General features: G+C 62.1%; 21 protein-coding genes and 1 pseudogene. 14 read left to right on the top strand and 8 right to left on the bottom strand.

The features are described from left to right. From GR212_RS19655 to GR212_RS19640, 4 genes and pseudogenes are all read right to left on the bottom strand, one after another. A pseudogene (locus GR212_RS19655) lies at nucleotides 1–183 on the bottom strand (HlyD family secretion protein); the annotation flags it as partial. Nucleotides 184–713: 530 nt separating this feature from the next. Then, nucleotides 714–2,111, bottom strand: coding sequence for an ATP-binding protein (locus GR212_RS19650; protein ID WP_163988478.1), 1,398 nt, complete (start codon nucleotides 2,109–2,111; stop codon nucleotides 714–716). Further along, complete coding sequence (locus GR212_RS19645) at nucleotides 2,108–2,779, bottom strand: response regulator transcription factor (RefSeq protein WP_163988476.1); 672 nt, start codon at nucleotides 2,777–2,779, stop codon at nucleotides 2,108–2,110. Before GR212_RS19645 ends, GR212_RS19650 begins: the two co-directional genes overlap by 4 nt. A 2-nt stretch (nucleotides 2,780–2,781) precedes the next feature. Next, entirely contained in the window at nucleotides 2,782–3,018 is a 237-nt protein-coding gene (locus GR212_RS19640; protein ID WP_163988474.1) for a PepSY domain-containing protein, read from the bottom strand. Nucleotides 3,019–3,276: 258 nt separating this feature from the next. On the opposite strand from GR212_RS19640, the gene GR212_RS19635 reads away from it, so the two are divergent. Next, nucleotides 3,277–7,323: a Pls/PosA family non-ribosomal peptide synthetase gene (locus tag GR212_RS19635; RefSeq protein ID WP_163988473.1), complete on the top strand. Its 4,047-nt coding sequence runs from the start codon at nucleotides 3,277–3,279 to the stop codon at nucleotides 7,321–7,323. Nucleotides 7,324–7,334: 11 nt separating this feature from the next. Further along, nucleotides 7,335–7,949, top strand: coding sequence for a 4'-phosphopantetheinyl transferase family protein (locus tag GR212_RS19630; protein WP_246725822.1), 615 nt, complete (start codon nucleotides 7,335–7,337; stop codon nucleotides 7,947–7,949). A gap of 42 nt (nucleotides 7,950–7,991) precedes the next feature. On the opposite strand, the gene GR212_RS19625 is transcribed toward GR212_RS19630, so the two are convergent. Then, nucleotides 7,992–8,486 (bottom strand): Lrp/AsnC family transcriptional regulator, encoded by a 495-nt coding sequence (locus tag GR212_RS19625; protein WP_163988471.1) that lies wholly within the window; start codon nucleotides 8,484–8,486, stop codon nucleotides 7,992–7,994. 126 nt (nucleotides 8,487–8,612) lie between these two features. Between GR212_RS19625 and GR212_RS19620 the strand changes: the two genes are divergently transcribed. Beyond that, a complete protein-coding gene (locus tag GR212_RS19620; protein WP_163988470.1) occupies nucleotides 8,613–11,024 on the top strand; it encodes a transketolase-like TK C-terminal-containing protein in 2,412 nt (803 codons plus the stop codon). Nucleotides 11,025–11,092: 68 nt separating this feature from the next. Here GR212_RS19620 and GR212_RS19615 read toward each other — a convergent pair whose 3' ends face one another. Together GR212_RS19615 and GR212_RS19610 are read right to left on the bottom strand one after the other, a co-directional pair. After that, entirely contained in the window at nucleotides 11,093–11,770 is a 678-nt protein-coding gene (locus GR212_RS19615) for a phosphoribosylanthranilate isomerase (RefSeq protein WP_163988469.1), read from the bottom strand. A gap of 20 nt (nucleotides 11,771–11,790) precedes the next feature. Then, complete coding sequence (locus tag GR212_RS19610) at nucleotides 11,791–12,645, bottom strand: MurR/RpiR family transcriptional regulator (protein ID WP_163988468.1); 855 nt, start codon at nucleotides 12,643–12,645, stop codon at nucleotides 11,791–11,793. A 151-nt stretch (nucleotides 12,646–12,796) separates the two neighbouring features. On the opposite strand from GR212_RS19610, the gene GR212_RS19605 reads away from it, so the two are divergent. The 10 genes from GR212_RS19605 to GR212_RS19565 all read left to right on the top strand — a co-directional run bounded on the left by GR212_RS19605 (nucleotide 12,797) and on the right by GR212_RS19565 (nucleotide 23,214). Further along, nucleotides 12,797–14,047 carry an ABC transporter substrate-binding protein gene (locus GR212_RS19605; RefSeq protein WP_348643488.1) on the top strand — a complete coding sequence of 417 codons (1,251 nt, stop codon included), beginning with the start codon at nucleotides 12,797–12,799 and terminating at the stop codon, nucleotides 14,045–14,047. Nucleotides 14,048–14,123: 76 nt separating this feature from the next. Continuing rightward, on the top strand, nucleotides 14,124–15,014 hold the full coding sequence (locus GR212_RS19600) for a carbohydrate ABC transporter permease (protein ID WP_163988467.1): 891 nt from the start codon (nucleotides 14,124–14,126) through the stop codon (nucleotides 15,012–15,014). Then, nucleotides 15,011–15,850, top strand: a complete 840-nt coding sequence (locus GR212_RS19595; RefSeq protein WP_163988466.1) for a carbohydrate ABC transporter permease — start codon at nucleotides 15,011–15,013, stop codon at nucleotides 15,848–15,850. The genes GR212_RS19600 and GR212_RS19595 overlap by 4 nt, the downstream gene beginning before the upstream one ends. 31 nt (nucleotides 15,851–15,881) lie before the next feature. Then, the gene (locus GR212_RS19590) at nucleotides 15,882–17,084 is read left to right on the top strand and encodes a trans-sulfuration enzyme family protein (RefSeq protein WP_163988465.1); all 1,203 of its coding nucleotides are present in this window, start codon (nucleotides 15,882–15,884) and stop codon (nucleotides 17,082–17,084) included. An 11-nt stretch (nucleotides 17,085–17,095) separates the two neighbouring features. Beyond that, complete coding sequence (locus tag GR212_RS19585; RefSeq protein WP_163988464.1) at nucleotides 17,096–18,031, top strand: carbohydrate kinase family protein; 936 nt, start codon at nucleotides 17,096–17,098, stop codon at nucleotides 18,029–18,031. 263 nt (nucleotides 18,032–18,294) lie between these two features. Beyond that, complete coding sequence (locus tag GR212_RS37540; RefSeq protein ID WP_281411057.1) at nucleotides 18,295–18,423, top strand: hypothetical protein; 129 nt, start codon at nucleotides 18,295–18,297, stop codon at nucleotides 18,421–18,423. Between the two features lie 419 nt (nucleotides 18,424–18,842). Then, nucleotides 18,843–19,661, top strand: a complete 819-nt coding sequence (locus GR212_RS19580; RefSeq protein ID WP_163988463.1) for an ABC transporter ATP-binding protein — start codon at nucleotides 18,843–18,845, stop codon at nucleotides 19,659–19,661. Beyond that, nucleotides 19,658–20,428, top strand: coding sequence for an ABC transporter permease (locus tag GR212_RS19575; RefSeq protein WP_163988462.1), 771 nt, complete (start codon nucleotides 19,658–19,660; stop codon nucleotides 20,426–20,428). The genes GR212_RS19580 and GR212_RS19575 overlap by 4 nt, the downstream gene beginning before the upstream one ends. 31 nt (nucleotides 20,429–20,459) lie before the next feature. Continuing rightward, the gene (locus GR212_RS19570; protein WP_163988461.1) at nucleotides 20,460–21,491 is read left to right on the top strand and encodes an ABC transporter substrate-binding protein; all 1,032 of its coding nucleotides are present in this window, start codon (nucleotides 20,460–20,462) and stop codon (nucleotides 21,489–21,491) included. 430 nt (nucleotides 21,492–21,921) lie between these two features. Then, nucleotides 21,922–23,214, top strand: a complete 1,293-nt coding sequence (locus GR212_RS19565; RefSeq protein WP_163988460.1) for an NCS2 family permease — start codon at nucleotides 21,922–21,924, stop codon at nucleotides 23,212–23,214. A 253-nt stretch (nucleotides 23,215–23,467) separates the two neighbouring features. On the opposite strand, the gene GR212_RS19560 is transcribed toward GR212_RS19565, so the two are convergent. Further along, on the bottom strand, nucleotides 23,468–23,953 hold the full coding sequence (locus GR212_RS19560; protein WP_163988459.1) for an ureidoglycolate lyase: 486 nt from the start codon (nucleotides 23,951–23,953) through the stop codon (nucleotides 23,468–23,470). A 631-nt stretch (nucleotides 23,954–24,584) separates the two neighbouring features. Between GR212_RS19560 and uraH the strand changes: the two genes are divergently transcribed. Beyond that, the gene (gene uraH / locus GR212_RS19555; protein ID WP_163988458.1) at nucleotides 24,585–24,950 is read left to right on the top strand and encodes a hydroxyisourate hydrolase; all 366 of its coding nucleotides are present in this window, start codon (nucleotides 24,585–24,587) and stop codon (nucleotides 24,948–24,950) included. Nucleotides 24,951–24,952: the final 2 nt, after the last annotated feature.

Genomic DNA, 24,952 nt, shown 5'->3' with positions numbered 1-24,952 from the left:
TCCGCCAACCCCGACAACAGCAACCAACGCCGCAATGAGGAGGCTACGCTTGAGGACGGACGTCTCGACCTTCGCCGGCACGGCAAGCGCGATCTCCTGGGCCGCCACCGATGGGGTTTCCCTGATCTTGCCATCAGCTTTTGCAGAGGTCTCGAAGGCGTCCTTGCGCGGCAGCTCAACCATTTTCATTCTCCCATGGCAGGTGCGATTGCACCGTCTCTTCATCGATCCGCTCGTCGAACGGTTCGCCGAGCAACGCAATCGGATGATCTGATAGAGCAGACCGGCGGTCTGTTATTTTACGATCGGGCCATCGCGCCCTCCTCGCCATGTTTCGTGTCCTAGTTCTCCAATAATTGTCCCGGTTCGACCGGCTGGCAGCAGTCGAAAGCCCGGATATCGAGCCTGTCGGCCAGGAATCGGATCGAGCGGAGTCGGATGGATCGCTGGAACCGGAAGAGTGCCGGGCTTCCTGGCTTTGCAAGGAAATGGCTCGTGAAATCGCAAAGCTCATGCCGCCCGCGCCCCGTTTCAGCGCGGATCGTCGTTTTGCCGGGACATCTCAGCCCTGGTCTTCGCGAAATGCCTATTGACCCCTATTCGCGCAACGGCTTCTTGCGGCGCTGTGTCGCCGGACGGGGCGAAACCTGCGCTTCTGAAGACATGACCGGGGCAAGGAGAGCAAGCACCCGACGGGCCTTTGTCGGCTCGGCCTAATCGTCCAGCGCTGCCTGCCTGTCCTTGATCAGTCGCACCGGCAGGTTGACCGTGACCGACAATCCGCCGAGGTCGGAGCGCGCAAGCGTCAGCTTGCCGTCATAGGCCTCCACCAGATCCTTCGCGATGGCGAGGCCGAAACCGGTGCCTGCGACACTTTCGTCGAGCCGCCTGCCACGGCGGATGAAGGCGATCTCCGCGTCCTCCGGCAAGCCCGGGCCATCGTCTTCGATGAGCAGTTCCGCGCCTTCGTGCTCGGGCAACAGCGACAGGCGGACCTTGACCCTGCCCGCCGCCCATTTGCGGGCATTGTCGATCAGATTGCCGGTGATGTCGGCGAAATCGGCTTCGTCGATCGCCAGCCACATCTCGCCCGGTGCGACGAGATCGAACTCGATCTCGCGTTCGACAGACAGGCGCCGCATGACCGAAATGATCTTCTGGAGGTCGGCGCTGGCGTTCAGGACGCCCACGGTATGAGCGGCCGCCAGGCTTGCGCGGGTTTGCGCCAGGGTTCGCTTGATCTGCGCCTCCATGCGGCTGACTTCCGTCTGGATCGCCGCCGCCCGCTCCGACATGCCCTCTTCCGAAAGCATGCGCGCCGTCGCCTCGAGCGCGGCCAGCGGCGTCTTCAGGCCATGCGCCAGGTCGCCGGCGCGGGCGCGGGCCTGCGTCAATTGCGTCTCACGCGATGCCAGAAGACCGTTGAGGTCGTCCACGAGAGGCTGGACCTCGCGCGGAAACTGGCCGGTGATCTTGCGGGCGGATCGTTCCTGCACCGCCATCAGGGCCGTGCGAAGATCGTTCAGCGGCCGCAAGCCGTATCGCAGGAACGCGATGACCGCCGCAATCAGGGCGACCGACAAGACTCCGAGCGAGGGTGCCATGGCATAAAAGAAGCGCCAGCGCGCCGGCGCAAGCTCGCTATTGTCGAGCGCCATCACGATGTCGACGATCTGATCGCCCGCGGCCGAAGGGATGGAAATGGACCGCTCGACGGCGAGAAGATGGCTGCCGTTCGGCCCCTTCATGTCGGTCGCCCGACCGGCGTCGCGAGGGCGGGAGCGGGAACGTAGCCATGGCAGGTTCTGCTCCCAGAGCGATTGCGACCGCAGCTCGACGTTGCCGCTGCGCCCGATCTGCCAATAGAAACCGCCATTCGGGATACCGAAACGGGGATCCGTCGGCGTATCGTCGAGAAAGAGCTGGTTGGATGAATTGATATCGACAGCGGCCAGCAGGACGCGCAGTTCCTCGTCTATCTCGGAGAGCGCGAGCGCCCTGACGGCCAGCCCCGAAATCGCATTGATGCCGACGCCGGCGAGAAAGGTTGCAACGATGATCGCTACCGCGGAACCCAGCAGCAACCGTCCCCGCAATGAGAACGGCGTCATGACGGCGGCGCCTCACGCGGAATGACATAGCCCTGCCCGCGCCGGGTCTCGATGACGGTCCCATCGAATTTGCGCCGCAGACGCGCGACGACGACCTCGAGCGCGTTCGACAGAAGCTCCGTTTCCTCGTCATAGATGCTGTCGGCAATCTGCGAGCGCGACAGGACGGTGCCGGCGTTGTGCATCAGATAGGCGAGAAGCCGGTATTCGAGCGCCGTGACCTGAACCGGCTGACCGCGAAACGAGACCGTGCGTTGACGGGTATCGAGTTCGAGGACGCCATTGGACAGGATCGGGGACGATTGCCCGGTCGCACGCCGCATCAGGGCACGCACGCGCGCCAGAAGCTCCTCCATCCGGAACGGCTTGGTCAGATAGTCGTCGGCGCCGGCATCCATGCCGTCGACCTTGTCGCGCCATCCGTCTCTCGCCGTCAGGATGATCACCGGCATGCCGCGACGCTCGGCGCGCCAGCGCCGCAACACCGTCAACCCATCGAGCTTCGGAAGTCCGAGATCGAGAATCACAAGGTCGAAATGCTCGATGTCGCCACGATACCAGGCCTCTTCGCCGTTGCTGACCGTGGAGACGATGTAATGCTGGTCCTCCAGGCAGCGGCGCATGTCCGCTACGATGCTGGGCTCGTCCTCCGCAATCAGAATGCGCATCGTCAGCGTCTCTCGATCACGGCAAGCGACGCGCCATCGAGCACGATATCGCCACGTTTGCCGTCGGCTTTCAGCACGCGCACGGCATAGGCCTGACGCCCGGCCCGACGAACCCGCTTGATTCGCAGCACCCGTCCCGGCATTTCGCGGGCGACAACGGCATAGATATCACGCAAGGGCCGCAGCGTGCCGGTATCCTCCACCAGGACGCTGCTATGCGAACGGGCGGATGCTTCCATGCCTATGCAACTCAGCAGAGCCGTTACCAAGATAACGGATAGCCGGCGGGGCCGGTCGGCTCTTCGCCCGATTATGCGCAACGATGTTCATCCTTCTTCCGAGATTGCACGCAGGCCGTGTCCCGCACCGCCCAAGCATAACTTTCTCAACATTACAATTCCCTGACAACCCCCGTAAGAGAGCTGCAAATTGAAAGGTGTATAAGCGTTGGCAGATGGCACGCTGATTGTGCCGAGTTTCGTTTTGCAGAAGTTACCATGACTATCCAGATTTCGTCGATTACCTCCAATGCCAGCCTCTCCGTATTTTCGGGCAGCATTCGACCCGAATTTGTTCGCAACGAAACCCTCGTGGACATATTCAAGGCGACGGTTGCCCGCAGCCCCGACAAGGCGGCGCTCGTTCTGATCGGAACCGACCAGGCGATGAGCTATGCCGAGCTGGACCGGTTGTCCGACGAGGCAGCGCGCGCGCTGAGCCGCCGGGGTATCGGCCCCGGCGATTTCGTCGGCCTGTGGTTCCAGCGCTCGCTCGAGCTTCACGTCGCGCTCCTCGCCATCCTCAAGGCCGGCGCCGCCTATATTCCTTTCGATGCCGCCGCCCCTGCGGACCGCGTCGCCGTCAGCCTGGCCGATTGCGGCGCGAAATGGCTGCTGACGCATGACGAAAAGGCGGCCCTTGCCCCTGCCTTCGATGGTCAGACCCTTCTCCTCACGTCGCTGCTTGCCGAGGACAATGCGGATGTCGTTCCGCGCGCCGCCGGCAACGACGACCCCGCCTACGCGATCTATACTTCCGGCTCCACCGGCAAGCCGAAAGGCATCGTCATCACGCACCGGAACATCTGCCACTATCTGAGGGCAGGTAACGACGTTCTGGGTCTCGTCGAATCGGACGTCGTTCTTCAGCAGGCTTCCGTTGCCTTCGATCTTTCTCTCGAGGAAATATTCGTTCCCTATCTGGTCGGCGCCACCCTGAAGGTCGCGACGTCGGCGGTGATGGCGGAGCTCGACCGGCTCGCGGACGTGCTGGAAGCGGAAAAGATCACGGTAATCGACACCGTCCCGACGCTGCTCACCATGCTGGAACGCGACGTCGAAAGCCTGCGCGTCATCATCGTCGGCGGCGAAGCGTGCCCGCCGGCAATCGTCAGCCGTTTCTCCAAACCCGGCCGGCGCCTGATCAATACCTACGGCCCGACAGAGACGACGGTGGTCGCCACCTATGCCGAACTCGACCCCTCGCGGCCGATCACGATCGGCTGCCCGATCGCCAACACCACCGCCTATGTCGTCGACGAAAACCTGCAGCTGGTCGCGCGCGGCGATACCGGCGAACTGCTGATCGGCGGCCCGGGCGTGGCTGCCGGCTACCGGAATCTGCCACAGCTGACCTCCGCGAAGTTCATTGCCAATCCCTTCGTCGCCAATGGCGATCCGGTGCTCTACCGCAGCGGCGACGCCGTCTTGATGGATGAGGAAGGCGAGCTTCACTTCCTCGGGCGCATCGACGATCAGGTCAAGATACGCGGCTATCGCATCGAGCTCGGCGAGATCGAAACGGTCGTCGGCGAGCTTGCGGACGTGAAGGCAGCCTCCGTGGTCGTCCATCGGCCGCCGGACGGCGAGGACATGCTGGTCGCGCATATCGTGACCGCGGGCAACAATTTCGATCGCGAAAAGGCGCGCGCCGTTCTGGCCGCCAAGCTGCCGCCCTATATGGTGCCCGCCGCCTGGCACAGCCATGTGTCTCTGCCGCGCCTGCCCTCGGGCAAGATCGACAGAAAGACGCTTGCCGCCATCCCGCTGGCAACCGATCAGTCGACCCAGGCACAGGAGCCGCCGCGCACCTGGACCGAAGCCCAGCTGCTGAAGGCCGCGACCGAGGCGCTTCGCCTGCGCTCCATCAGCTTCGAAGCCGATTTCTTCACCGAGCTCGGCGGTCACTCCATGCTGGCTGCCCGGTTCGTATCCGAAGTCCGCAAGATCCCGCTGCTAGCGGGAATTGCCTTGCGGGACGTCTATGCCGGCCGCACGCTGCGGGGTATCGCCGCAATTCTGGAACAACGGACCGAACGCAGCACCTCCGGGCAGGAGCGCAAGAATTTCGAGCCGGCTCCCTGGCGCCGGCGCTTCTTCTGCGGTCTGGCCCAGGCCGTGGTGCTGCCTTTCATCGTCGCGCTTGCGACCCTGCAATGGATCGGCCTGCTCTTGGCCTCAATCCTGCTGATCGGCGACGGCGCATCGGTCTGGAGCGAAGTCCTTATTCTTGGGGGCGTCTATCTCGGCCTCAACCTCGGCGAAAAGCTGATGGTCGTCGCGCTCAAATGGCTCGTCATCGGCCGCACACGTCCCGGTGTCTATCCGTTGTGGGGCACCTATTATTTCCGCATCTGGCTGATGCAGCGCATCGTTCAGCTCACCGCTCCGAAATTCCTCAAGGGCTCGCCGCTGATCCGCGTCTATATGCGCGCGCTTGGGGCGCAGGTCGGTCAGGACGCGATGATCGATGAATTCGAAGAGGGTGCAATCGACCTGGTGCGCGTCGGCGCAAGATCCAGCCTCGGCGTCAAGCTGAAGCTCGCCAACGTCGAGGTCATAGGCAACGAGATCCATGTCGGCACGATCGACATCGGCGAAGGCGTGCAGATCGGCAATGGTTGCGTCATCGGCCACAACGTCAAGATCGGCGACGGCGCCGTCATCGGTGACCTGACGGCGCTTGCCGCCGGCACCAAGGTCGAAGCCCATACCCGCTGGGACGGTTCGCCGGCACGCCTGACAGGCGATGCGGAACATGAGGAGATGCCTGCCCATCCGGAGCTGGGCACCGTCGGCCGGGCGTTCCAGTTCGCCGCCTATTTCGTCGCCTACAATCTCAGCCTTGTCGTCGGCCTCCTGCCGATCTTCCCGGCCTTCTTCCTGTTTACAGCCGTCCAGCAGATGTTCTCGCCGGGCACCGATGAGCCTTTGTCCTGGGGGATGATCGCCGCGCTTTCCTGGCCGGCCTCGCTGCTGCTGATCGTCATATCCATGGCCGTCGTCGTGGCGTTGCGGTGGGTGCTGCTGCCCCGCGTCGTACCGGGCCGCTACTCGATCTTCGGCAATCTCTATTTCCGCAAATGGGTCGTCGGCCTGACGACCGAGGCGATGCTCGAAACGCTGAACTCGCTCTATGCCACCGTCTTCATGCGCAACTGGTATCGCCTGATGGGCGCCAAGATCGGCAAGGGCACGGAGATCTCCGCAAACTTCGCCGGCCGCTACGACCTCATCGAAATGGGCCGCGACAACTTCATCGGCGACGAGACCATTTTCGGCGACGAGGAAATCCAGAACGGCTGGATGGTGCTCAAGCGCCTGAAGACCGGCGACCGCTGCTTCTTCGGCAACTCCTCCGTCATCTCGCAGGGCGCGGTGATCGAGAGCGACTCGCTGGTCGGCATCAAGACGCGCCTGCCCGACTCCATGCACGTCAAGGCTGGCGAGACCTGGTGCGGCAGCCCGGCCTTCCAGTTCCCGACGCGCGAAAGGCTGCAGGCCGCGGCCACGGCCACCTATGCCCCGCCTTTGCGCATGCGCCTCGTCCGCATCCTGTTCGAGGCCATGCATACCTCCCTGCCGACGGCCATCCTGATCGTCATGGCGCTTGTCATGTCGGACATGCTGGCGGATGCGATCGATGAAGGCGCCTGGGGCACGCTGTTCTGGACGCTGATGGCATCCGGCCTGGCAACCTCAGGCATCCTCTATCTGGTCGCCGTCGCTTTCAAGTGGACCCTGATCGGCACCTACAAGCCCATGAACCGGCCGATGTGGTCCTGGTGGGCGATGCGCACCGAGGCCGTCGCGGTCTTCTATGGCGGCCTCGCCAGCAAGATGCTGCTCGACTATCTGCGCGGCACGCCCTTCCTGCCCTGGCTCCTGCGTCCCTTCGGCACCAAGATCGGCCATGGCACATGGATCAACAGCACCGATATCTGCGAGTTCGACTGCACCCATATCGGCGACCATGCCGTCCTCAACATGGGATCGTGCCCGCAAACCCATCTCTATGAAGACCGCATCATGAAGGTGGGCAGCATCAAGATCGGCGAAGGCGTGTCCATAGGTTCCGGCAGCACGGTTCTTTACGAAGCCAATGTCGGCGACTTCGCCGAGATCGGGCTGCTGACCCTGGTCATGAAGGGCGAGGCCATTCCACAGGGAACGTCATGGGTCGGCACGCCCGCCCAGGCCGTTCAAGCCGAGCAGGAAGCTGCGCCCGTCGCTCAAAAGGAAGCCCTGCCCTCCGCGGCGGCATGAGCGTCGGCGTGATGACGCCTCGTTTCGAGCTTGTCCTGACGGTTGCAGATGCGATCGCCGTCCTTGTCCGCCCGGCTCCGGGCGGACGGGAAGCGCGGGACGAAGCAGCCCAAGCCGCGCTGAGAAGCGCTGCGCAGCGGGATGATCTTTTCATCTATCGTCGGCCAAGCGATCGCCCGGCGCTGAAACCTCCCTATCATGAACTGGGCGTCTCCCTTTCGCATCGCGCCGACCTGCTGCTGGCGGGCTTCTCGCCTGACACAGCGGTCGGTGTCGATATCGAGATAGAAGACAGTCATGATTTCGATCCGGTCGCCTTTGCCGCCGATCATTTCTCAAAAGGCGAGGCAACGGCGATCGCCGCGTTCGATACCCCGGCGGCCCTGGACGCCTGCTATCGCCTGTGGGTTGCCAAGGAAGCGGCGTTGAAGATCAGCGGCCGCGGCATTTTCGACGGGCTGGACGAACCTGATCTGGCGAATCAGCTGCATCTTGTCCGCATCGATGGTGCGGCCGTTCAGCTGGAAGCCGGATCGCGGCTGCCGCCGATCGCGCTATCCGTCACCCGGCTCGCCGGAACGACAGACCGGCCGGTCTATTGTGCCCTTGCCCGTGATTTGAGCTGACCGGCATCGGCGATACAATCGCCCCATCGAGCACGGCGGGCCTCAAGTTCTCGATTTCAAATGATCGGTCGGAAGCGCCGTCGTATATTTGATCTGGCTGAGCGCGAAACTCGAGCGGATATTGGCGACGCCGGGAATGCGGGTGAGGAAATCGACCACCAGCGCCTGGAACTTCATCAGATCCTCGACCACCACCCTCAGCATATAGTCGGCCTCGCCCGTCATCAGATAGCATTCGACGATTTCCGGTTTCGTCCGGATCGCGGCGTTGAACACATCGAGCGATTCCCGGTCCTGCTGCTTGAGGGAGACCTGCACGAAGACGTTCACGGCAAGCCCGAGCGATTGCGCGTCGACCAAAGCTACGGAGCCTTTGATGAGGCCGCTTTCCTTGAGTTCGTTGACCCGCCGCCAGCAGGGAGAGGCCGAAAGGCCCGTCGCCTCGGCCAGGTCCGAAATGCTCATTTCGGCATTCTGCTGCAGGAGATCGAGGATCCGGATGGACGCTGCGTCGAGGGGGGATTTGAGAGCAGGCATAATTAACCGACGAGAGAGGATTTTTCGAAAGAAGATTTCGCATTTTCCAAATTCAGGGTCAACTGAGACCAGTTTAATCTCGAATTCAGGTGTAGCATTTCGCCCGGACTGACCTGGAGGAGAAGAATGACGATGACTGCGCCGGCCATAACGCCAGCAACGCTGGCATGCCTGAAAGACTTGGAGCGACAGGTTCTTTGGCATGCCTGCTGGATGATCCATAACGCCAACCATTTGCGCGCCAAGGGAGAGGTCAAGGTCGGCGGCCATCAGGCCTCCTCCGCGTCGCTGGCCTCGATCATGACGGCGCTCTATTTCCATGTCCTGCGGCCGGAAGACCGTGTCGCCGTCAAGCCGCATGCCTCACCCGTTTTCCATGGCATCCAGTATCTGATGGGCAATCAGACACGGGAGAAGCTTGAGAATTTTCGCGGTTTCGGCGGCGCGCAATCCTATCCCAGCCGCACAAAGGATATCGACGACGTCGATTTTTCCACCGGCTCCGTCGGGCTCGGTGTCGCCATCACCGCCTTTGCTTCGATCGTACAGGACTATATCGCCGCAAAGCCATGGTCGAAGACGCGACCGGGCGGGCGCATGGTTGCGCTGGTCGGCGATGCGGAGCTGGATGAGGGAAATATCTACGAATGCCTGCAGGAAGGCTGGAAGCACGATCTGCGCAATACCTGGTGGGTGATCGACTACAACAGGCAGAGCCTCGACGGCGTGGTGCGCGAAGGATTGTGGCAGCGCATCGAAGGCATATTCACGGCTTTCGGCTGGGACGTGAAGGTGATGAAATACGGCGTGCTTCAAGAAGCCGCCTTCCAGGAACCCGGTGGCGACGCTTTACGCGGCTGGATCGATCGTTGTCCGAACCAGCTCTATTCGGCGCTGACCTTCCAGGGCGGCAGCGCCTGGCGCAAGCGGCTGACCGACGAAATCGGCGCAGAACCCGGCGTTGCCGATCTTCTTGGCGCTCGCAGCGATGAACAGCTCTCCGATCTCATGAACAATCTTGGCGGACATTGCCTCGAAACGCTGATCCGCACCTTCGAAAGCATCGACCACGACCGGCCGACCGTCTTCCTTGCCTATACGATCAAAGGCTGGGGCACGCCGCTTGCCGGGCACAAGGACAACCATGCCGGCCTGATGACCAAGGCGCAGATGGAAGCCTTCCAGAACCGCATCGGCGTCAAAGAGGGCAAGGAGTGGGAGATATTCGGCGCGATTCCCGCCCCAGAACCGGTGCGCCGCTTCCTTGCGACCGTGCCGTTCTTTGCCGAGGGCAGGCGCCGTTTCAAGGCTCCCGCCCTGCCCTCCTCCGGTCCCGTCTTCCTCGAAGACCGCGAGCTGTCGACGCAGGCGGGCTTCGGCAAGATCCTCGATGCGCTCGCCCAGCGTGACGATGCCCTTTCGGCGCGCATCGTCACCACGGCGCCGGATGTCACCGTCTCCACCAATCTCGGCCCATGGGTCAATCGCCGCGGCCTTTTCGCGCGCGAGCAGCTGGCCGATACGTTCCGCGACGAGCGCGTGCCATCGGCGCAGAAATGGGAATTCGGGCCGACCGGCCAGCATATCGAGCTCGGCATCGCCGAAATGAACCTCTTTCTGCTGTTGGGCGCCGCCGGCCTCTCTCATTCGTTGTTCGGAGAGCGCCTGCTGCCGATCGGCACGGTCTACGATCCCTTCGTCGCCCGAGGCCTCGATGCCCTGAACTATGCCTGCTATCAGGATGCCCGTTTCATGATCGTCGGCACGCCTTCGGGCGTGACGCTCGCGCCGGAAGGCGGCGCGCACCAGTCGATCGGATCGCAGCTCATCGGCATGAGCCAGGACGGACTTGCGAGCTTCGAGCCGGCCTTCCTCGACGAACTGTCCGTCATCATGGGCTGGGCATTCGACTACATGCAGCGCGATGGCGAGGCAAAGCACGATGAGCGCACATGGCTGCGCGACGAGACGGGCGGCTCTGTCTATCTGCGCCTGACGACGCGGCCGCTGGAGCAGGTCGCGATCCGGCGGGAGGACCCTGTTTTCCGGCAGGGTGTGATCGATGGCGCCTACTGGCTGCGCCAGCCGTCCGCCCGCACGCGCATCGTGCTTGCCTATCAGGGCTGCGTCGCGCCGGAAGTGCTGATGGCGGCCGGACAGCTTGCGGAAGCGCATGGCGATATCGCCGTACTGGCGGTCACCTCCGCCGACCGGCTGAATGCCGGCTGGACAGCCGCGCAGCGCGCCCGCCGGCACGGCCACGCCTCGGCCTTCAGCCATGTGGAAACACTGCTCGCCGCCGTTTCCCGTACCGCGAACCTGATCACCGTGACCGACGGGCACCCCGCAACGCTCGGCTGGCTCGGCTCCGTCCATGGCCACAGGACCGTGTCGCTCGGTGTCGAGCACTTCGGCCAGACCGGCACGATCGCCGATCTCTATGCCCATTTCGGGATCGATACGCACGCAATCATGGAGGCGGCCGAATCCCTGATGCGCGGAGATGCCGCCATGCAGATGCGGATGGGAGCAGCCTGACGCGGCGTCGATACGAAAACGGGCGGCGCTTCCCGCACCGCCCCTTTCTCATGCCCGCCCGGCTTCGCTCAGTTGACCTTGGCGGCCTTTACGAAGGCGGCGATCTTGTCGATATCCTTGCGGAAGCCACCATCGGGCAGCGGCTTGTTGGTATGCGTCAGCGAATCCACGGCCCATGGCTGAACGGCGGCGATGGCGGCCTGGACATTGTCCGGTCCGAGCCCACCCGCCAGGATGACGGGCAGCTTGCTACGCTTGACGATTTCGCGGCTCAGCGACCAGTCATGGGTCACGCCGGCGGCACCGATGCCGTCGATATGGGCTGCGACCGAATCGAGGATGAAGGAATCCGCATAGGGCTCGAAAGCAGCGGCATGATCGAGCGCTTCCGGCCCGGTCATGGGGATGGCCTGCAGGATCTGCAGACCGGGATAAAGTGGCAGCAGGCGCTCGCGCAGCTGGCGTACATGCTCCGGCGTCACCAGCCTGATGTCTCCGCATAGATGCAGCACGTCCGGACGCACCGAGCCGACCATGTCGGCGATAAGACCGAGGTCGCTTTCGACGGACAATGCCACGCGCTGGGCCTTGCCTTTCAGCGCGTCGACGATTTCCCGGGCCGTCCCGAAGCTGATTTCGCCCGGGAGACCGCGATTGGACGGCGTCACGCCGAGATAATCCACGCCGGCATCGACAGCTGCCAAGGCTTCGGAGACGGTCTGCATCGTATAGATTTGAACTTTCACGGAAGTACCTGTTTCAATGACTAGATCGATTTTGGAAGTATGGCGTTGACCATGCGTTCCTCGGTAAGCTGGGCCCGCTCGGTGTTGCGTGCGACGAGGGCGGAATAGAGGGCGTCGATGAGAGCCATCTGGGCAATCTGCGCCGCCATCGGCTCGCTGCCCTGCTCATGAGAAACGCTGACGAGAACGACGTCGGCCAACCGCGCGAGCGGCGAGGCGCTGTTGCCGGTAATACAGAGCGTTGCAGCTCCTCGAGATTTTGCTTCCTGAAGGATCAGCACGGGATCGCTGGTAATGCCGGAATAGGAGATGACCACAACGAGGTCTCCCGGCCCGGTGAGCGCCGAATGCATGATCTGTAATTGTGAATCGACGGGCGCGTCGCAACGGAGCCCGAGGCGGACGCAGCGCTGATAAAGCGCCTGCGCGACGATGCCCGAGCCGCCGACGCCGCCGACAAGGATATGCCGCGCGCCCGCAATCAGATCGAGCGCCTTCGTGAACGTCGTCTCGTCGAGCACGCCCTGGGTATCGCTGACGGCCTGGGCCACGGCGCGAAACAATCGAACGGCGGCCTGAAGGTCGCTGGCCTGCGGCTCGCTGCCGGCTTCGCCGCGCCTGTCGCGCGGCTCCTGCGCCAGCGCCAGCTTGAGATCGGTAAATCCCTCGAAACCGGCTGTACGGCACATGCGCAGCACGGTCGTATCGCTGACATCCGTCGCCTGCGCGATGGCCGACATCGAATTGCGGATGGCCGCATCGACATTCTCGAGAACCCACAGCGCCACGCGCCGCTCCGACTCGGACAATTTCGGCAGAACACTTCGCAGCCGGCTGCTGGCTGGGTTCACTGGACCACGCAGGTCAACGGTCATGGTGGTTCTTTCGCTCGCGGACGCTGTCGATGAGAAAGCTAGCATGGTGATGTTGTGGTGTCACTATAGACAATAATTTTTTGTTGTGGCATCACTGCATGACACAGCGGAGGGGCTGTGAACACGTTTCGAGGAGGATGGGGAGGATATCGTGACGCTGAAACGTCTTCTCATGGGCGCAGCCTTGGCGCTTGCGGCATTTCCGGCGATGGCCGGCGAACTGACATTCTGGCATGCCTATGCCGGGCAGCAGGACAAGGTGGATTTCATCAACTTCGCGCTGGGCGAATTCGCCAAGAAGCACCCGGACGTCAAGCTGGACGTGGTGGCCGCGGAACAATCGTCTTACAAGACCAAGCTGAACACCGCGATGGCTTCCGGCAATCCGCCGGACGTGTTCTACACCTTGCCGGGCGGCTTCCTGAACGCCTTCGTCAACGGTGGTCAGATGTATGCGCTGGACCAGGATCTCGCCAAGGACGGCTGGCGTCAGAGCTTCCTTGAAAGCGCCATCGCCCAGACCAGCAAGGATGGCCATACTTATGCCGTGCCGGTCGACGTCGATTCCGTCGTCTTCTGGTATAACAAGGCGCTGTTTGCCGAAAAGGGCTGGACGGTCCCCAAGAGCTACGACGAGCTGATGGCGCTCGCCGACAAGATCAAGGCCGATGGCATCGTTCCTTTCGCGCTCGGCAACAAGGATTCCTGGCCAGCCACTTTCTGGTTCCAGTATCTGGAAATGCGCCTGAAGGGCTCCGGCGTGGTCGCTTCCTTCGTCAATGGCGATGCCAAGGCAACCTTCGGCCCGGAAGGTGAAAAGGCCTTCGAGAAGGTCGCCGACATCGCCAGCAAGCAATATTTCCCGACCGGCTTCAACGGCATGAGCGATCAGGAAGCCAACATGCTGTTCCTGAACGGTCAGGCGGCGATGATGCTGAATGGCACTTGGCAGATCGGCGCGTCATCGGATGCGCCGGAAGGCTTCGACCTCGGCTTCTTTGCCTTCCCGACGGTTCAGGGCGGAGCGGGCGACCAATCCGACGTTCTTGCCGGCGTCGCCGCCTCCTTCGGGATTTCGCAGAAGGCCGAGGACAAGGCGGACGCCGTGACGCTCCTGAAGTTCCTCACTTCGCCCGAGGTGATGACCAAGTATGTGGAGCTGCGCAAGACGATGGTAACCGTCAAGGGCGCCACCACGGAAGCCGCGGCCGGCCCTGTGCTCTACGGCATCAGCAACGGCCTGGTCAGCGCGGCCGGCCATCTCGACTCCTTCTACGACACCGCCATGCCGCCGGCTGCGACCAATACCTACTACACGGCCCTGCAGGGTGTTCTGGATGGCTCCGTCGCACCGGCCGACGCGGCCAAGCGTCTGGAAGACGCGCTGAAGACCGGCAAGTAGGGTTCGAGGCATAAAACGCGACAAGGCCGCCGACCCGTGCGGCGGCCTTCTGCAAATTCGGAAAGCCGGCAGGATCATGAGCACTGACGACCTAGCAAAAAGACACAATCGGGCGGCGCTTCTGTTCCTTTCGCCAGCCCTCTTGTTCGTTTGCGTCTTCGTCGCCTATCCGGTCGCCTATGCCGGCTGGCTGACGCTGTTCCAGTGGGACGGCGCCTCCGCACCGGTCTTCGTCGGCGCAGGCAACATACTGCGCCTCGCCGTCGATTCCGTCTTCTGGGCTTCTCTGGGGCGCAACCTGCTCGTCGCCCTGTCGGCCATCGTCTTCCAGGTGTTCCTGGCGCTGGCGATCGCTTACTGCCTGGTGCGTATCGTTCCCGCCTTCAGCCGGATCTTCCTGTTTCTCTATCTCGTGCCGGTCATGGTGAGCGAGATCTGCATCGGCCTCCTCTGGCGGTTTATGTACAATCCCTATTTCGGGCTGGTGAACGCCGCCCTGAAGCTGGCCGGATTGGATAGTTGGAAGCGCGGCTGGCTCGGCGAATCCGATACCGCCTTTCTGGCCGTCGTCGTGGTCATGAGCTTTACCTATCTCGGGCTCTATGTCCTGCTGTTCACCTCCGCGGTGCGCAGCGTGCCCGAAAGCGTCTACGAGGCTGCCGAGATCGACGGCGCCGGCGACTTGCGCAAATTCTTCTCCATCACCATTCCCATGGTCTGGGATGCGGTGCGTGCCAATTCGCTGCTTGCGATCATCGGCTCGCTCAAGACCTTTTCCCTGGTGTTCGTTTTGACCAATGGCGGGCCGAGCCATGCCAGCGAGGTGGTTTCGACCTACCTCTACAAGATGGGCTTCAGCAGTTTCCAGATGGGCTACGCGGCCACGATCGGCTTCGTGCAAATGGTGCTGACGGCCCTGGCCGCCTGGATCGTCTTCCGGTTTCTCAAGCGCAAGGGTGAAGCATGACGACCGCTGTCCGACGCTGGACCCTGACGAACACGATCGTACTTGCCGCCCTGACGCTGCATGTGCTGCTGGTGATCTTTCCCTTCATCTGGATGATCTACAGCACGTTCAAGACCAACAAGGAATTCATGCGCTCGGTCTGGTCGTTTCCCACCAGTCTGAACTTCGATGCCTATGCCGGCGCCTGGAGCGGCGGCGCGCTGGGCGGCTATGCGCTCAACTCGCTGATCATCATGGCGGGCTCGACGCTGATCACGGTTTTCCTCTCGACGCTTGCCGGTTACGCGCTCGCCATTTATCGCCCGCGCTGGATGCCGGCGGTGGAGCTTTCGCTGACTGCCGCGATGGCAATCCCCGCCTATGTGGCGCTGGTGCCGCTGGTCGTCATGTTGCGCGGTGCCGGCCTGCTCGACACGCATCTCGGCGTCATACTGCCGACCGCGGCCTTCAACATACCGGTGTCGATCTTCATCATGCAGGCCTTCTTCAACACACTGCCGCGCGAGCTCTTCGACGCAAGCCGCGTCGACGGCGCATCCGAATGGCGCATCTTTCAAAAGATCGCCCTGCCGATCGCTCGCCCAGCCATGTTCACGGTCGGCATCGTCAACATGATCTGGGTCTGGAACGACTTCCTGTTTCCGATGGTCTTCATCAACAATCCCGCACGCAAGACCCTGCCCGTCGGCCTTACCGATTTCGTCGGCGAGCACATCACCAACTACCCCGTGATGCTGGCAGCGATCCTGCTCGCCGCGGTGGCGCCTCTCGTCCTCTTCATCTTCTTCGAACGCCAGATCACGGCCGCGCTCATCGGCGGAGCCGTGAAAGAATGACCTTCGGGTCCGATTTTTCAGGAGAAATGCCATGTCTTCCAAAGATCTCGATTTCGCCAGCCGCGCCGTGTTCTACGAGCCGGAAGAGCATTCGCAATCGATCAGCTATCCGATCTACATGTCGGCCAATTTCCAGTACGGCGGCGATATCTACGACCAGATCGTCGATGGCGCCCGCAAGGAAGTGAACATCTATTCCCGCTGCGGCAATCCGACCGAATACAAGCTCGAGGAGCATATAGCGCAGCTGACCGGCGGCACGGCCTGCCTCGCCACGGCCTCGGGCATGGCGGCAATCTCGCACGCGCTGTTCGGCATCCTGAAAGCAGGCGATCATATCGTGGCGGATCTCACGACCTATTCCAGCACGCATGAATTCTTCGACCACCGCGCCCAGGATTTCGGCCTCAAGGTCAGTCTTGTCGATTGCTCCGATGTACGCGCCGTCGAGAACGCCTTCACGGAGCAGACCAAGGTGCTCTACGTCGAGGCGATCGCCAACCCGACGATGAAGGTTCCGCCGCTGCGCAAGCTGGTGGAGCTTGCCCATAGCCGTGGCATCGTCGTCATCTGCGACAATACCTTCGCCTCGCCGGCCGTCTGCCGTCCGCACGATTTCGGCGTCGACGTCGTGGTCGAAAGCGCCACTAAGTTCATCGGCGGTCACAACGACGCCGTCGGCGGCGTCATCACCCTGAAATCCGATATCCTGCCGGCGGACTGGCTTGAGGACGTGCGCTGGAACACGCTCAACAAACTCGGCGCGCCGCTTTCTCCCTTCAATGCGTGGCTGCTCTTGCGCGGAGCGCAGACCCTGGCGCTGCGCCTCGAAAAGCAGTGCGCCAATGCACTGGTGCTCGCCAGGCATCTGGAGGCGCATCCGCGCGTCAAGCGCGTCTTCTATCCGGGCCTGCCCTCCCATCCGAACCATGAAGCAGCCAGCGAACAGCTGCGTGGCGGCGGCGCAATGCTGTCCTTCCAGGTCGATAGCGAGGCGGCCGGCGTGCGCCTGCTCAAGCGGTTGAAGCTGTGCTCCTTCGCAGCCAGCCTCGGCGGATTGCGCACGACCACCCAGGTTCCGGCCACCATGGCCTTCCTCGATATTCCAAGTCAGGAGCGCGAGGCGATGGGCGTGGTCGACGGTCTCGTGCGCTTCTCTGTCGGCATCGAGCATGTCGACGACATCATCGCCGATGTCGATCAGGCCATCGAGCAGATGCATATCGATCTCTGAGGCGCATGAGAATGGCCGTCATCGTCCTGCTCGGCGACATCAATATCGATCTGGTGCTGGATATCCCCGGCTATCCCGCCGAAGGCGGGGAAGCGATCGCCACGGCTCAGACGGTGGCGATCGGCGGGTCGGCGACGAATACGGCGATCGCGCTTGCACGCGCCGGGCATGAATGCCGCCTGCTCGGGCGGGTCGGGCAGGATGCATGGGGGAGGCAAGCGCTGTCGGATCTGCAGGCGGCCGGCATTGCGACGCGCTGGATCGGCCAGGATCCGGCCGAACCGACCCAGCTGAACGTTGTCGCAGTCGGCGCCACAGGCGAGCGAACCATGTTTGCCTATCGCGGCGCCAACGCGCAATTGGCGGCCGACATGATCGACGAGGCCGCGTTCGCCGGCGCGGCGCTCTTCCACCTCTCCGGCTACGCGCTGTTGCAACCCCGGCAGGCGGGTGCGGCGCGGAGGGCAATCGACATTGCCGTGCAAAATGCCATTCCGGTCACGCTCGATATTCCGAGCGGCGTGGTGGGCGCCCTGGGAGAAAAGGTGCGATCTCTCCTGCCCAAGCTCGACACGATCCTGCTCGCCGACAGCGATCTCGCTCTGCTCCTGGACCGGCCGGCCGGTTCGGACCGAGACAGCCTGATCGCCACGCTGCTGGAACTCGGCGTCAAGCGGGTGGCGATCAAGGGATGCGGCACGGTCTCTCTGCTTCGCCAGGGGAATGTCGAGGACAGCGCGCCATGGTTTCCCGTCGATGTGGTGGACACCGTCGGCGCGGGCGATGCCTTTGCCGCCGGCCACATCCATGGACGCATCGCTGGACTCGGCGGCGCCGATTGCTGCCGTCTCGCCAATGCCTTCGGCGCGGTTGCCGTTACCCGCAAGGGTGCAGGACTGGCCATGCCGACCTGGGGCGAAGTCTCCGATCTGCTGCCTCTCCCCTAAGACACCGGTTCGAGCCGTCGAGGGACGGATGCTAGCCACCACCATGTATACGAATTTCACGGTCTGCGTTCAGCCGACAGCGTGTTCCCGCAAAGATCAGCCTCCTCGGCCGGGGGGTAGCCCCTGGTCGAAACCGGCGGATATCAGGCCACTTAGCAAATCATGGAAAACTAAATTAATATTTAGGAAACTTTATGAAACTTTTCTAAGATTTCGTGATATCATACCCCATTCCTAGAAAATAATTATAACAAGGAGTGGAAATGAATAGTTTTCTTTTTGCCAACACGACACGCCGTTTGACGCGCCTGCTGATCGAGACATCCGTTTTGATCGCCGGAGCAGCCGCCATTCTCAGCTTCGGCCTGCCATCGGTTCACCTTTGGTCATGACCATGTCCAAGCGTCTGAAGCGGTTCGCATGCCCAATCCGCGAGAAGACCGACACTGTCTTCCGGCAGATCACGACTGGCGATGTGGCCAGCCGGCTTGAGAAGGCCGCACTTCTCAAGGCCCTGAGGATCGAGCGGGATCGGCCCACGCGTTCCCAAACCGTGCGGTGACGAATCCCTGAACGCGGCAAAGCCTCTCCATCCGAATTTCCGATGGGCGTTAGCAGTGTCGCCTGAGCCAGCAAAGTCCATCAAGGCCTGGCGTTGACTGCCGGGTTTTCGTTTCGCTTTCTTCCTGCGACATAGCCGATCGCATGCCGAACACGTATTGACTGGTACGGCCTGCTTTGATCTGTTGGCCGAACTTGGAAATACCTGACATCCGGCAAGATCGGGGATGTCCGGGAGGAACAGCAGGGCATGATGATGGAGGCTGTGCGGGCGGTCGGCCTGAGGCAGGTGGCGATTTCGTTTGAAATTGCCGGTAGAAAGCGGTTCGACGCCGTTTCGGCGACCGATCTGGATGTAGGCGCACATGAGTTTGTGGCCATCGTTGGTCCGACGGGATGCGGCAAGTCCACCCTTCTGAACGCGGCTGCGGGCCTTTTGACGCCCGCGTCCGGCACGGTGGAAATCTTTGGCCAGCCGCTGAAATCGATCAACCGGCAGGCGGGCTATCTTTTCCAGCAGGATTCGCTCATGCCCTGGAAGACGGTGCTCGACAACGTCGCGATCGGGCTTGAGATTGCGGGCATTGCCAGCGCAGAGGCAAAAAGGAGCGCTCGCGACTGGCTGCGGCGTGTCGGCCTCTCCGCCTTCGCGGAGCGTTTTCCGCGCATGTTGTCCGGCGGCCAGCGCAAGCGTGTCGGTCTTGCCCAGGTGCTGATCCGCAATCCCAAACTTCTTTTGATGGATGAGCCCTTCGGCCCGCTCGACGCGCAGACCCGCCTGATCATGGGCGATCTGCTGCTCAAGCTTTGGTCCGAGGATCGCAAGGCCGTCATGTTCGTCACGCATGATCTCGACGAGGCCATCGCCCTTGCAGACCGCGTCGTCATCATGTCCGCCGGTCCGAAGTCCCGTATCATCGGCGACTTCAAAGTACCCCTGGAGCGGCCGCGTGATATCGGCGAGATACGCCACGATCCCGTCTTCAATCAGCTTCATCGCGATATCTGGCAGGCATTGCGCGACGAGGTCATGACAGCCTATCGCCAAAGCAGCGGGGAGACCGTATGAACCGCTCGCTCCTTCTCCTGCTGCAGATCCTAGTGGCGCTCGTCATCCTTGTTCTCTGGCATATCGCCACGAACACCAGCCTGTTCGGCAATCCGAAAACCATATCCTTCTTCTTCGCCGATCCGCTCAAGGTCGCGCAGCGCGTCATTCAATGGTTCGCAAGCGGATCGATCTGGTACCATCTGTGGATCACGCTGTCGGAGTCGATCCTGGCCTTTCTGCTCGGCGCTATCGGCGGCATCGTCTTCGGCTTCTGGTTTGCCCGCCGGCCGCTGATTGCCGCTGTCTTCGATCCCTATGTGAAGGCGGCAAATGCGCTTCCCCGCGTCGTGCTGGCGCCGATCTTCGCCCTCTGGTTCGGCCTCGGCATCTGGTCGAAGGTCGCGCTTGGCATCACGCTGGTGTTCTTCATCGTCTTCTTCAACGTCTACCAGGGCGTCAAGGAAGTCAGCCAGCCAGTGCTTTCCAATGCCCGCATGCTGGGCATGAACGAGCGGCAATTGCTCCGCCATGTCTATCTGCCATCGGCGCTGTCCTGGGTGTTTTCGAGCCTGCATACCTCGGTGGGCTTTGCTGTGGTGGGTGCGGTCGTGGGCGAATATCTGGGCTCCGCCGCTGGGCTCGGTTACCTCATCCAGCAGGCCGAAGGTGTCTTTGACGTGACCGGCGTCTTTGCGGGCATGGTCGTGCTCACTGCCTTCGTCCTGATCGTGGATTGGGTGATGACGATGGTCGAACGGCGCTTGCTGGCCTGGCGCGGCCAGTAGCGCACAAAACGGAGAAGTGGAGGAAAAGAACATGGAACGCAGGACATTTCTGATCGGGACGGCAAGCTTCGGCATCGGCGCATCGCTCGCCGGCATCCTGCCGGCCGCCGCGCAGGACGCAAAACCGGAAAAGCCGGACCTCTTGATCGGCGTGGGCGGCAAGCCGCTGCTTTACTATCTGCCGCTGACGATCGCCGAGCGGAAGGGCTTCTTCAAGGAAGAGGGGCTGAATGTCACCATCAACGATTTCGCCGGCGGCTCAAAGTCGTTGGAAGGCCTGATCGGCGGTTCCCTCGATGTCGTGGCGGGTGCCTACGAGCACACGATCCGCATGCAGAACAAGGGACAGGACATCGTCGCGATCTGCAACCTTGGTCGCTTCCCGGGGATCGTCATCGCCGTACGCAAGGAACTGGCCGGCGAGATCAAGTCCATGGCCGACATGAAGGGCCGCAAGATCGGCGTGACCGCACCGGGATCGTCGACCGCGCTGATGTTCCAATATGCCATGCTGAAGAACGGGCTGAAGACCGACGACGCATCGCTGATCGGCATCGGTGCCGGGGCCGGCGCGGTTGCCGCGATCAAGAGCGGACAGATCGACGGACTTTCTCATCTCGACCCGGTCATTGCGCAATTGCAGTACGATGGCGACATCGCCGTGCTTCTGGACACCCGCACGGAAGCTGGCACGCGCGCGCTGTTCGGCGGTCCGAACCCTGCCGCGACTGTTTACATCAAGCGCGACTTTGCCGAAGCGAATCCGATCACGACGCAGCGAACCGTCAATGCTTTCATGAAGGCATTGAAGTGGATCTCGACGGCCAGCCCGGAAGATGTCGCCGGCGTCGTGCCGGAAGAATATCTGCTCGGCAACCGCGATCTCTACATGCAGGCCTTCAAGAACTCCAAGGAGATGTATTCTCCCGACGGCATGGTCACGAAGGAAGGCTATGATTCCATGATGGGGGTCCTGAAGACGCTGGATCCGGAACTTGCCAATGCCGATGTGCCGTTCGACAAGACGTTCGACCCGACCTTCGCAAAGGCCGCCAAAACCTGATCGACCGCGCTTGCGCTCCCGGCGGTAACGCGGCGGGAGCGCCGCATGAGCAAGATCGCGGACGAACACCGCCGCGATCGCATCTCGCTTTTCTGCGGAAAATGGGTTGGCTTTGTCGCCTTGCCGCGATAAACAGGATGCATATCGTTCTTGCCCGATTGGTGATGCTGGGTGACTGTGCGCGCAACCGCTCGGCTATTTTCAGTGAACGATCACCCCGGAACGAGAATCAATTCGCGCGGAAATAGTCTGAAAAACTAGAATGACTTTCGCCAATTGCAGGGAAATCCGGCTCTAGCGCCCAAAGCCTTTAAAAGCGCACAATCCCCCTCGCTACGAAGCGTTTACAGGCGCTTCCCGCGGCCCGCATCGGAGGAGATGCAGGCAAGCCCATAAGGTCACGAGCGTCTGAAACGCTTAGGGAGGAACAATGCTCGAACGAATTTTCAAATTGAGTGAGCACGGCACGTCCGTGCGCACCGAGGTCATCGCAGGCGTGACGACGTTTCTGACGATGTCCTACATCATCTTCGTCAATCCGGACATTCTGTCGACGACGGGCATGGACCGCAATGCGATCTTCGTCGCTACCTGTCTTGCCGCCGCATTGGGTTCCATGATCATGGGCCTCGTCGCCAATTGGCCTATCGGGATGGCGCCGGGCATGGGGCTCAACGCCTTCTTCGCCTTCACCGTTGTCGCCGCGCTCGGCTTCACATGGCAGCAGGCGCTTGGCGCAGTCTTCATTTCCGGCGGCATTTTCGTCCTGCTGACGGTCACAGGCGTACGCAGCTGGCTCATCGCCGGAATTCCGCACTCGCTTCGCAGCGCAATTGCCGCCGGTATCGGTCTCTTTCTGGCGATCATCGCGCTCAAGAGCGCCGGCATCGTCGTCGCCAACAAGGCGACCCTTATCGGACTGGGCGACCTGAAGCAGACCGGCACGCTTCTCGCGATCTTCGGCTTCTTCGTCATCGCCGCTCTCGACGCGCTGAACGTGAAGGGTTCGATCCTGATCGGCATTCTCGCCGTCACCATCCTGTCCTGGATCTTCGGCGTCAGCGAATTCCACGGCATCGTCTCGGCACCGCCCTCGATCATGCCGACCTTCCTGCAGCTTGACATCGTCGGCGCTCTCCACGGTGGCCTCGTCCACATCATCCTCGTCTTCGTGCTCGTCGAGGTCTTCGACGCCACCGGAACGCTGATCGGCGTCGCCAAACGGGCAAAACTTATCGAGGAAGGAAAACCGAACCGCCTGAGCCGCGCCCTGCTTGCCGACAGCGCCGCCATCGTTGCCGGCTCGCTGATGGGCACCAGCAGCACGACAGCCTATGTCGAAAGCGCATCTGGCGTTCAGGCCGGAGGCCGCACCGGCCTGACGGCTCTCACGATCGCCGTGCTTTTCCTTGCTTCGCTTTTCATCTCACCGCTCGCCGCCTCCGTGCCGGCCTATGCGACAGCACCGGCGCTGCTCTATGTCGCCGGCCTGATGATGCGCGAACTGACGGAGATCGAATGGGATGACCTGACCGAAGCGGCACCGGCGGCGCTGACCGCGCTTGCGATGCCCTTCACCTATTCGATCGCCAACGGCCTTGCCTTCGGGTTCATCAGCTATGTCGTCCTGAAAGTTTGCACCGGTCGCTGGTCGACGCTGCATCTGGCGACGCAAATCGTCGCTGCCCTGTTCATCGTGCGCTTCGCCTTCTTCGCGGACTAGCATCGGCATAAGGTGATGAGGCCGGATCATTCGATGGAATGATCCGGCCATTTTTGACGTTCTGGAATGCTGCGACCGGCATCGCGCTGGCAATGCTCGCCGCCCATGCGATGAATGCGAGGATATCGCGGAATTCCGAAAGACCATCAGGCAACCCATGGATGGAAACGGGTAGGTTGCCTCTGCCGCAACAGTTGGAGAGGGCGCTGCGGTTGCGGCGCCCTCTCTGGCATCAGGACCGATCCCGAACCGCTCAGCGGATCAGGAACGGTTCCTCATAGAAATGCTCCTCCAGATTGATGCCCTCGCCGCCGCGATCGACGACCACGAAATCGGATATGCCCTCGAGCGGCGTAAGAATGCCGTGCCAGACATTGCGCCAGATGTTGACACCCTGGCCCGGCTTCGTGCGGAAGGCCCGCGGCTCACCGGGACCGTTTTCCGTTTCCTCGGCCGCGACGACCAGGAAAGGATTGCTCGTCAGCGGAACGAAGGCCTGGCTGCCGAGCGGATGTCGCTCCACCATTCGCAGCTCCAGCGGCAGGGCATAGGGTTCGCCGCGCAGCCAGCTGATCATCGTGCGCGCCTTCTCACCCGTCACCTCGATCTTCGCGAGGTCGTGGTAGCGGATACACTTCCCGGCATTGATGGGGAAACTATGCGCGCCCTCCATTTCGATCACATCACCGAAGGGGGCGAATGCGGCTCTTGTCAGCGGCTGTATTTCGATCACTTTCATCCATGTTCTCCCGTTTCCATTCTTCCACGCCGCCCGCTCCTCGCCCGGCGGCACGTTTGCGAAATTCGATGCGTGTTCTGCAATGCGGACAGCAGGGCTCGACCGGAGCACAGGATGCGCTCCGCCTGGCGGACATGCTGCCGCCGCTTCCATAATTCGATTGATGCCCATGCAGGGCTTCAGGCCAACTCGCCCTATCCCCGCAGCGTCCGGCAAACCTTGGGACAAGCAGGTCGGACATCATGGTCCAACGACACGCTTGTCGGCGAACATGCGCGTTCGGTAGAGACTTGTTTCCCCGGCGCATGCCTGCTCAGGCACTTGCGAAATCGACCGAGCGCGTTATCCGGGGCCCCGGCGCGTCGGCCACATCGTCATTCAGGGCGGATTTCCGGCCCGCCCCTCTGTCAGGCAGGTGCCGAGACGCTGCTAGCGTCGGCCAATTCCATGCATGTCACGGCGATATCGCATGAAACGTTCCTCCAAACGTCTTCGATGAGCAATTTCTAACCGCAAATCGCGCGCGCCATTCCCCTTGGAAATTTTGAAAGTCTCGAACGATCCCGCTGCTTTTCTGTGGAATGGACCTGTCGGATAGTGGAGGCAGGAGTGCTACGTTCTGGAGAAAAACATGCAGTCTCATTCGCAAGGAGCCGGCCGGCTCACGACCCATGTGCTGGACACGGCGCTCGGCAAGCCCGCCCAGGGCCTGCGCATCGATCTCTATCGCATCGATGGCGACACGGCGCAGCTCCTGAAGTCCACCGAGACCAATGAGGACGGCCGCTGCGACGCGCCGCTCCTGTCGGGCGACACCATGAAGGCGGGCACCTACGAGCTGCGCTTCCATGCCGGTGACTATCTGGGCCGTTCAGCCGAGGGGCCGATGTTTCTGGATGTCGTCCCGATCCGCTTCGGCCTTTCCGACGAAGGCGCGCACTACCATGTGCCGCTGCTTCTTTCGCCCTACAGCTACTCCACCTACCGCGGGAGCTGAAC

Source organism: Martinezella lusitana (genome assembly GCF_010668395.1).
Classification (GTDB): domain Bacteria; phylum Pseudomonadota; class Alphaproteobacteria; order Rhizobiales; family Rhizobiaceae; genus Rhizobium; species Rhizobium lusitanum_A.
Note: the sequence above shows the minus strand (reverse complement) of the source record. Positions and strands in the feature narration are given on the sequence as shown.

Bases quoted from the DNA above. Each gene is read 5' to 3' on its own strand.
- GR212_RS19650 (WP_163988478.1), bottom strand. From the start codon at position 2,111: ATGACGCCGTTCTCATTGCGGGGACGGTTGCTGCTGGGTTCCGCGGTA.
- GR212_RS19645 (WP_163988476.1), bottom strand. From the start codon at position 2,779: ATGCGCATTCTGATTGCGGAGGACGAGCCCAGCATCGTAGCGGACATG.
- GR212_RS19640 (WP_163988474.1), bottom strand. From the start codon at position 3,018: ATGGAAGCATCCGCCCGTTCGCATAGCAGCGTCCTGGTGGAGGATACC.
- GR212_RS19635 (WP_163988473.1), top strand. From the start codon at position 3,277: ATGACTATCCAGATTTCGTCGATTACCTCCAATGCCAGCCTCTCCGTA.
- GR212_RS19630 (WP_246725822.1), top strand. From the start codon at position 7,335: ATGACGCCTCGTTTCGAGCTTGTCCTGACGGTTGCAGATGCGATCGCC.
- GR212_RS19625 (WP_163988471.1), bottom strand. From the start codon at position 8,486: ATGCCTGCTCTCAAATCCCCCCTCGACGCAGCGTCCATCCGGATCCTC.
- GR212_RS19620 (WP_163988470.1), top strand. From the start codon at position 8,613: ATGACGATGACTGCGCCGGCCATAACGCCAGCAACGCTGGCATGCCTG.
- GR212_RS19610 (WP_163988468.1), bottom strand. From the start codon at position 12,645: ATGACCGTTGACCTGCGTGGTCCAGTGAACCCAGCCAGCAGCCGGCTG.
- GR212_RS19600 (WP_163988467.1), top strand. From the start codon at position 14,124: ATGAGCACTGACGACCTAGCAAAAAGACACAATCGGGCGGCGCTTCTG.
- GR212_RS19595 (WP_163988466.1), top strand. From the start codon at position 15,011: ATGACGACCGCTGTCCGACGCTGGACCCTGACGAACACGATCGTACTT.
- GR212_RS19590 (WP_163988465.1), top strand. From the start codon at position 15,882: ATGTCTTCCAAAGATCTCGATTTCGCCAGCCGCGCCGTGTTCTACGAG.
- GR212_RS19585 (WP_163988464.1), top strand. From the start codon at position 17,096: ATGGCCGTCATCGTCCTGCTCGGCGACATCAATATCGATCTGGTGCTG.
- GR212_RS37540 (WP_281411057.1), top strand. From the start codon at position 18,295: ATGAATAGTTTTCTTTTTGCCAACACGACACGCCGTTTGACGCGCCTG.
- GR212_RS19580 (WP_163988463.1), top strand. From the start codon at position 18,843: ATGATGATGGAGGCTGTGCGGGCGGTCGGCCTGAGGCAGGTGGCGATT.
- GR212_RS19575 (WP_163988462.1), top strand. From the start codon at position 19,658: ATGAACCGCTCGCTCCTTCTCCTGCTGCAGATCCTAGTGGCGCTCGTC.
- GR212_RS19570 (WP_163988461.1), top strand. From the start codon at position 20,460: ATGGAACGCAGGACATTTCTGATCGGGACGGCAAGCTTCGGCATCGGC.
- GR212_RS19565 (WP_163988460.1), top strand. From the start codon at position 21,922: ATGCTCGAACGAATTTTCAAATTGAGTGAGCACGGCACGTCCGTGCGC.
- GR212_RS19560 (WP_163988459.1), bottom strand. From the start codon at position 23,953: ATGAAAGTGATCGAAATACAGCCGCTGACAAGAGCCGCATTCGCCCCC.
- uraH (WP_163988458.1), top strand. From the start codon at position 24,585: ATGCAGTCTCATTCGCAAGGAGCCGGCCGGCTCACGACCCATGTGCTG.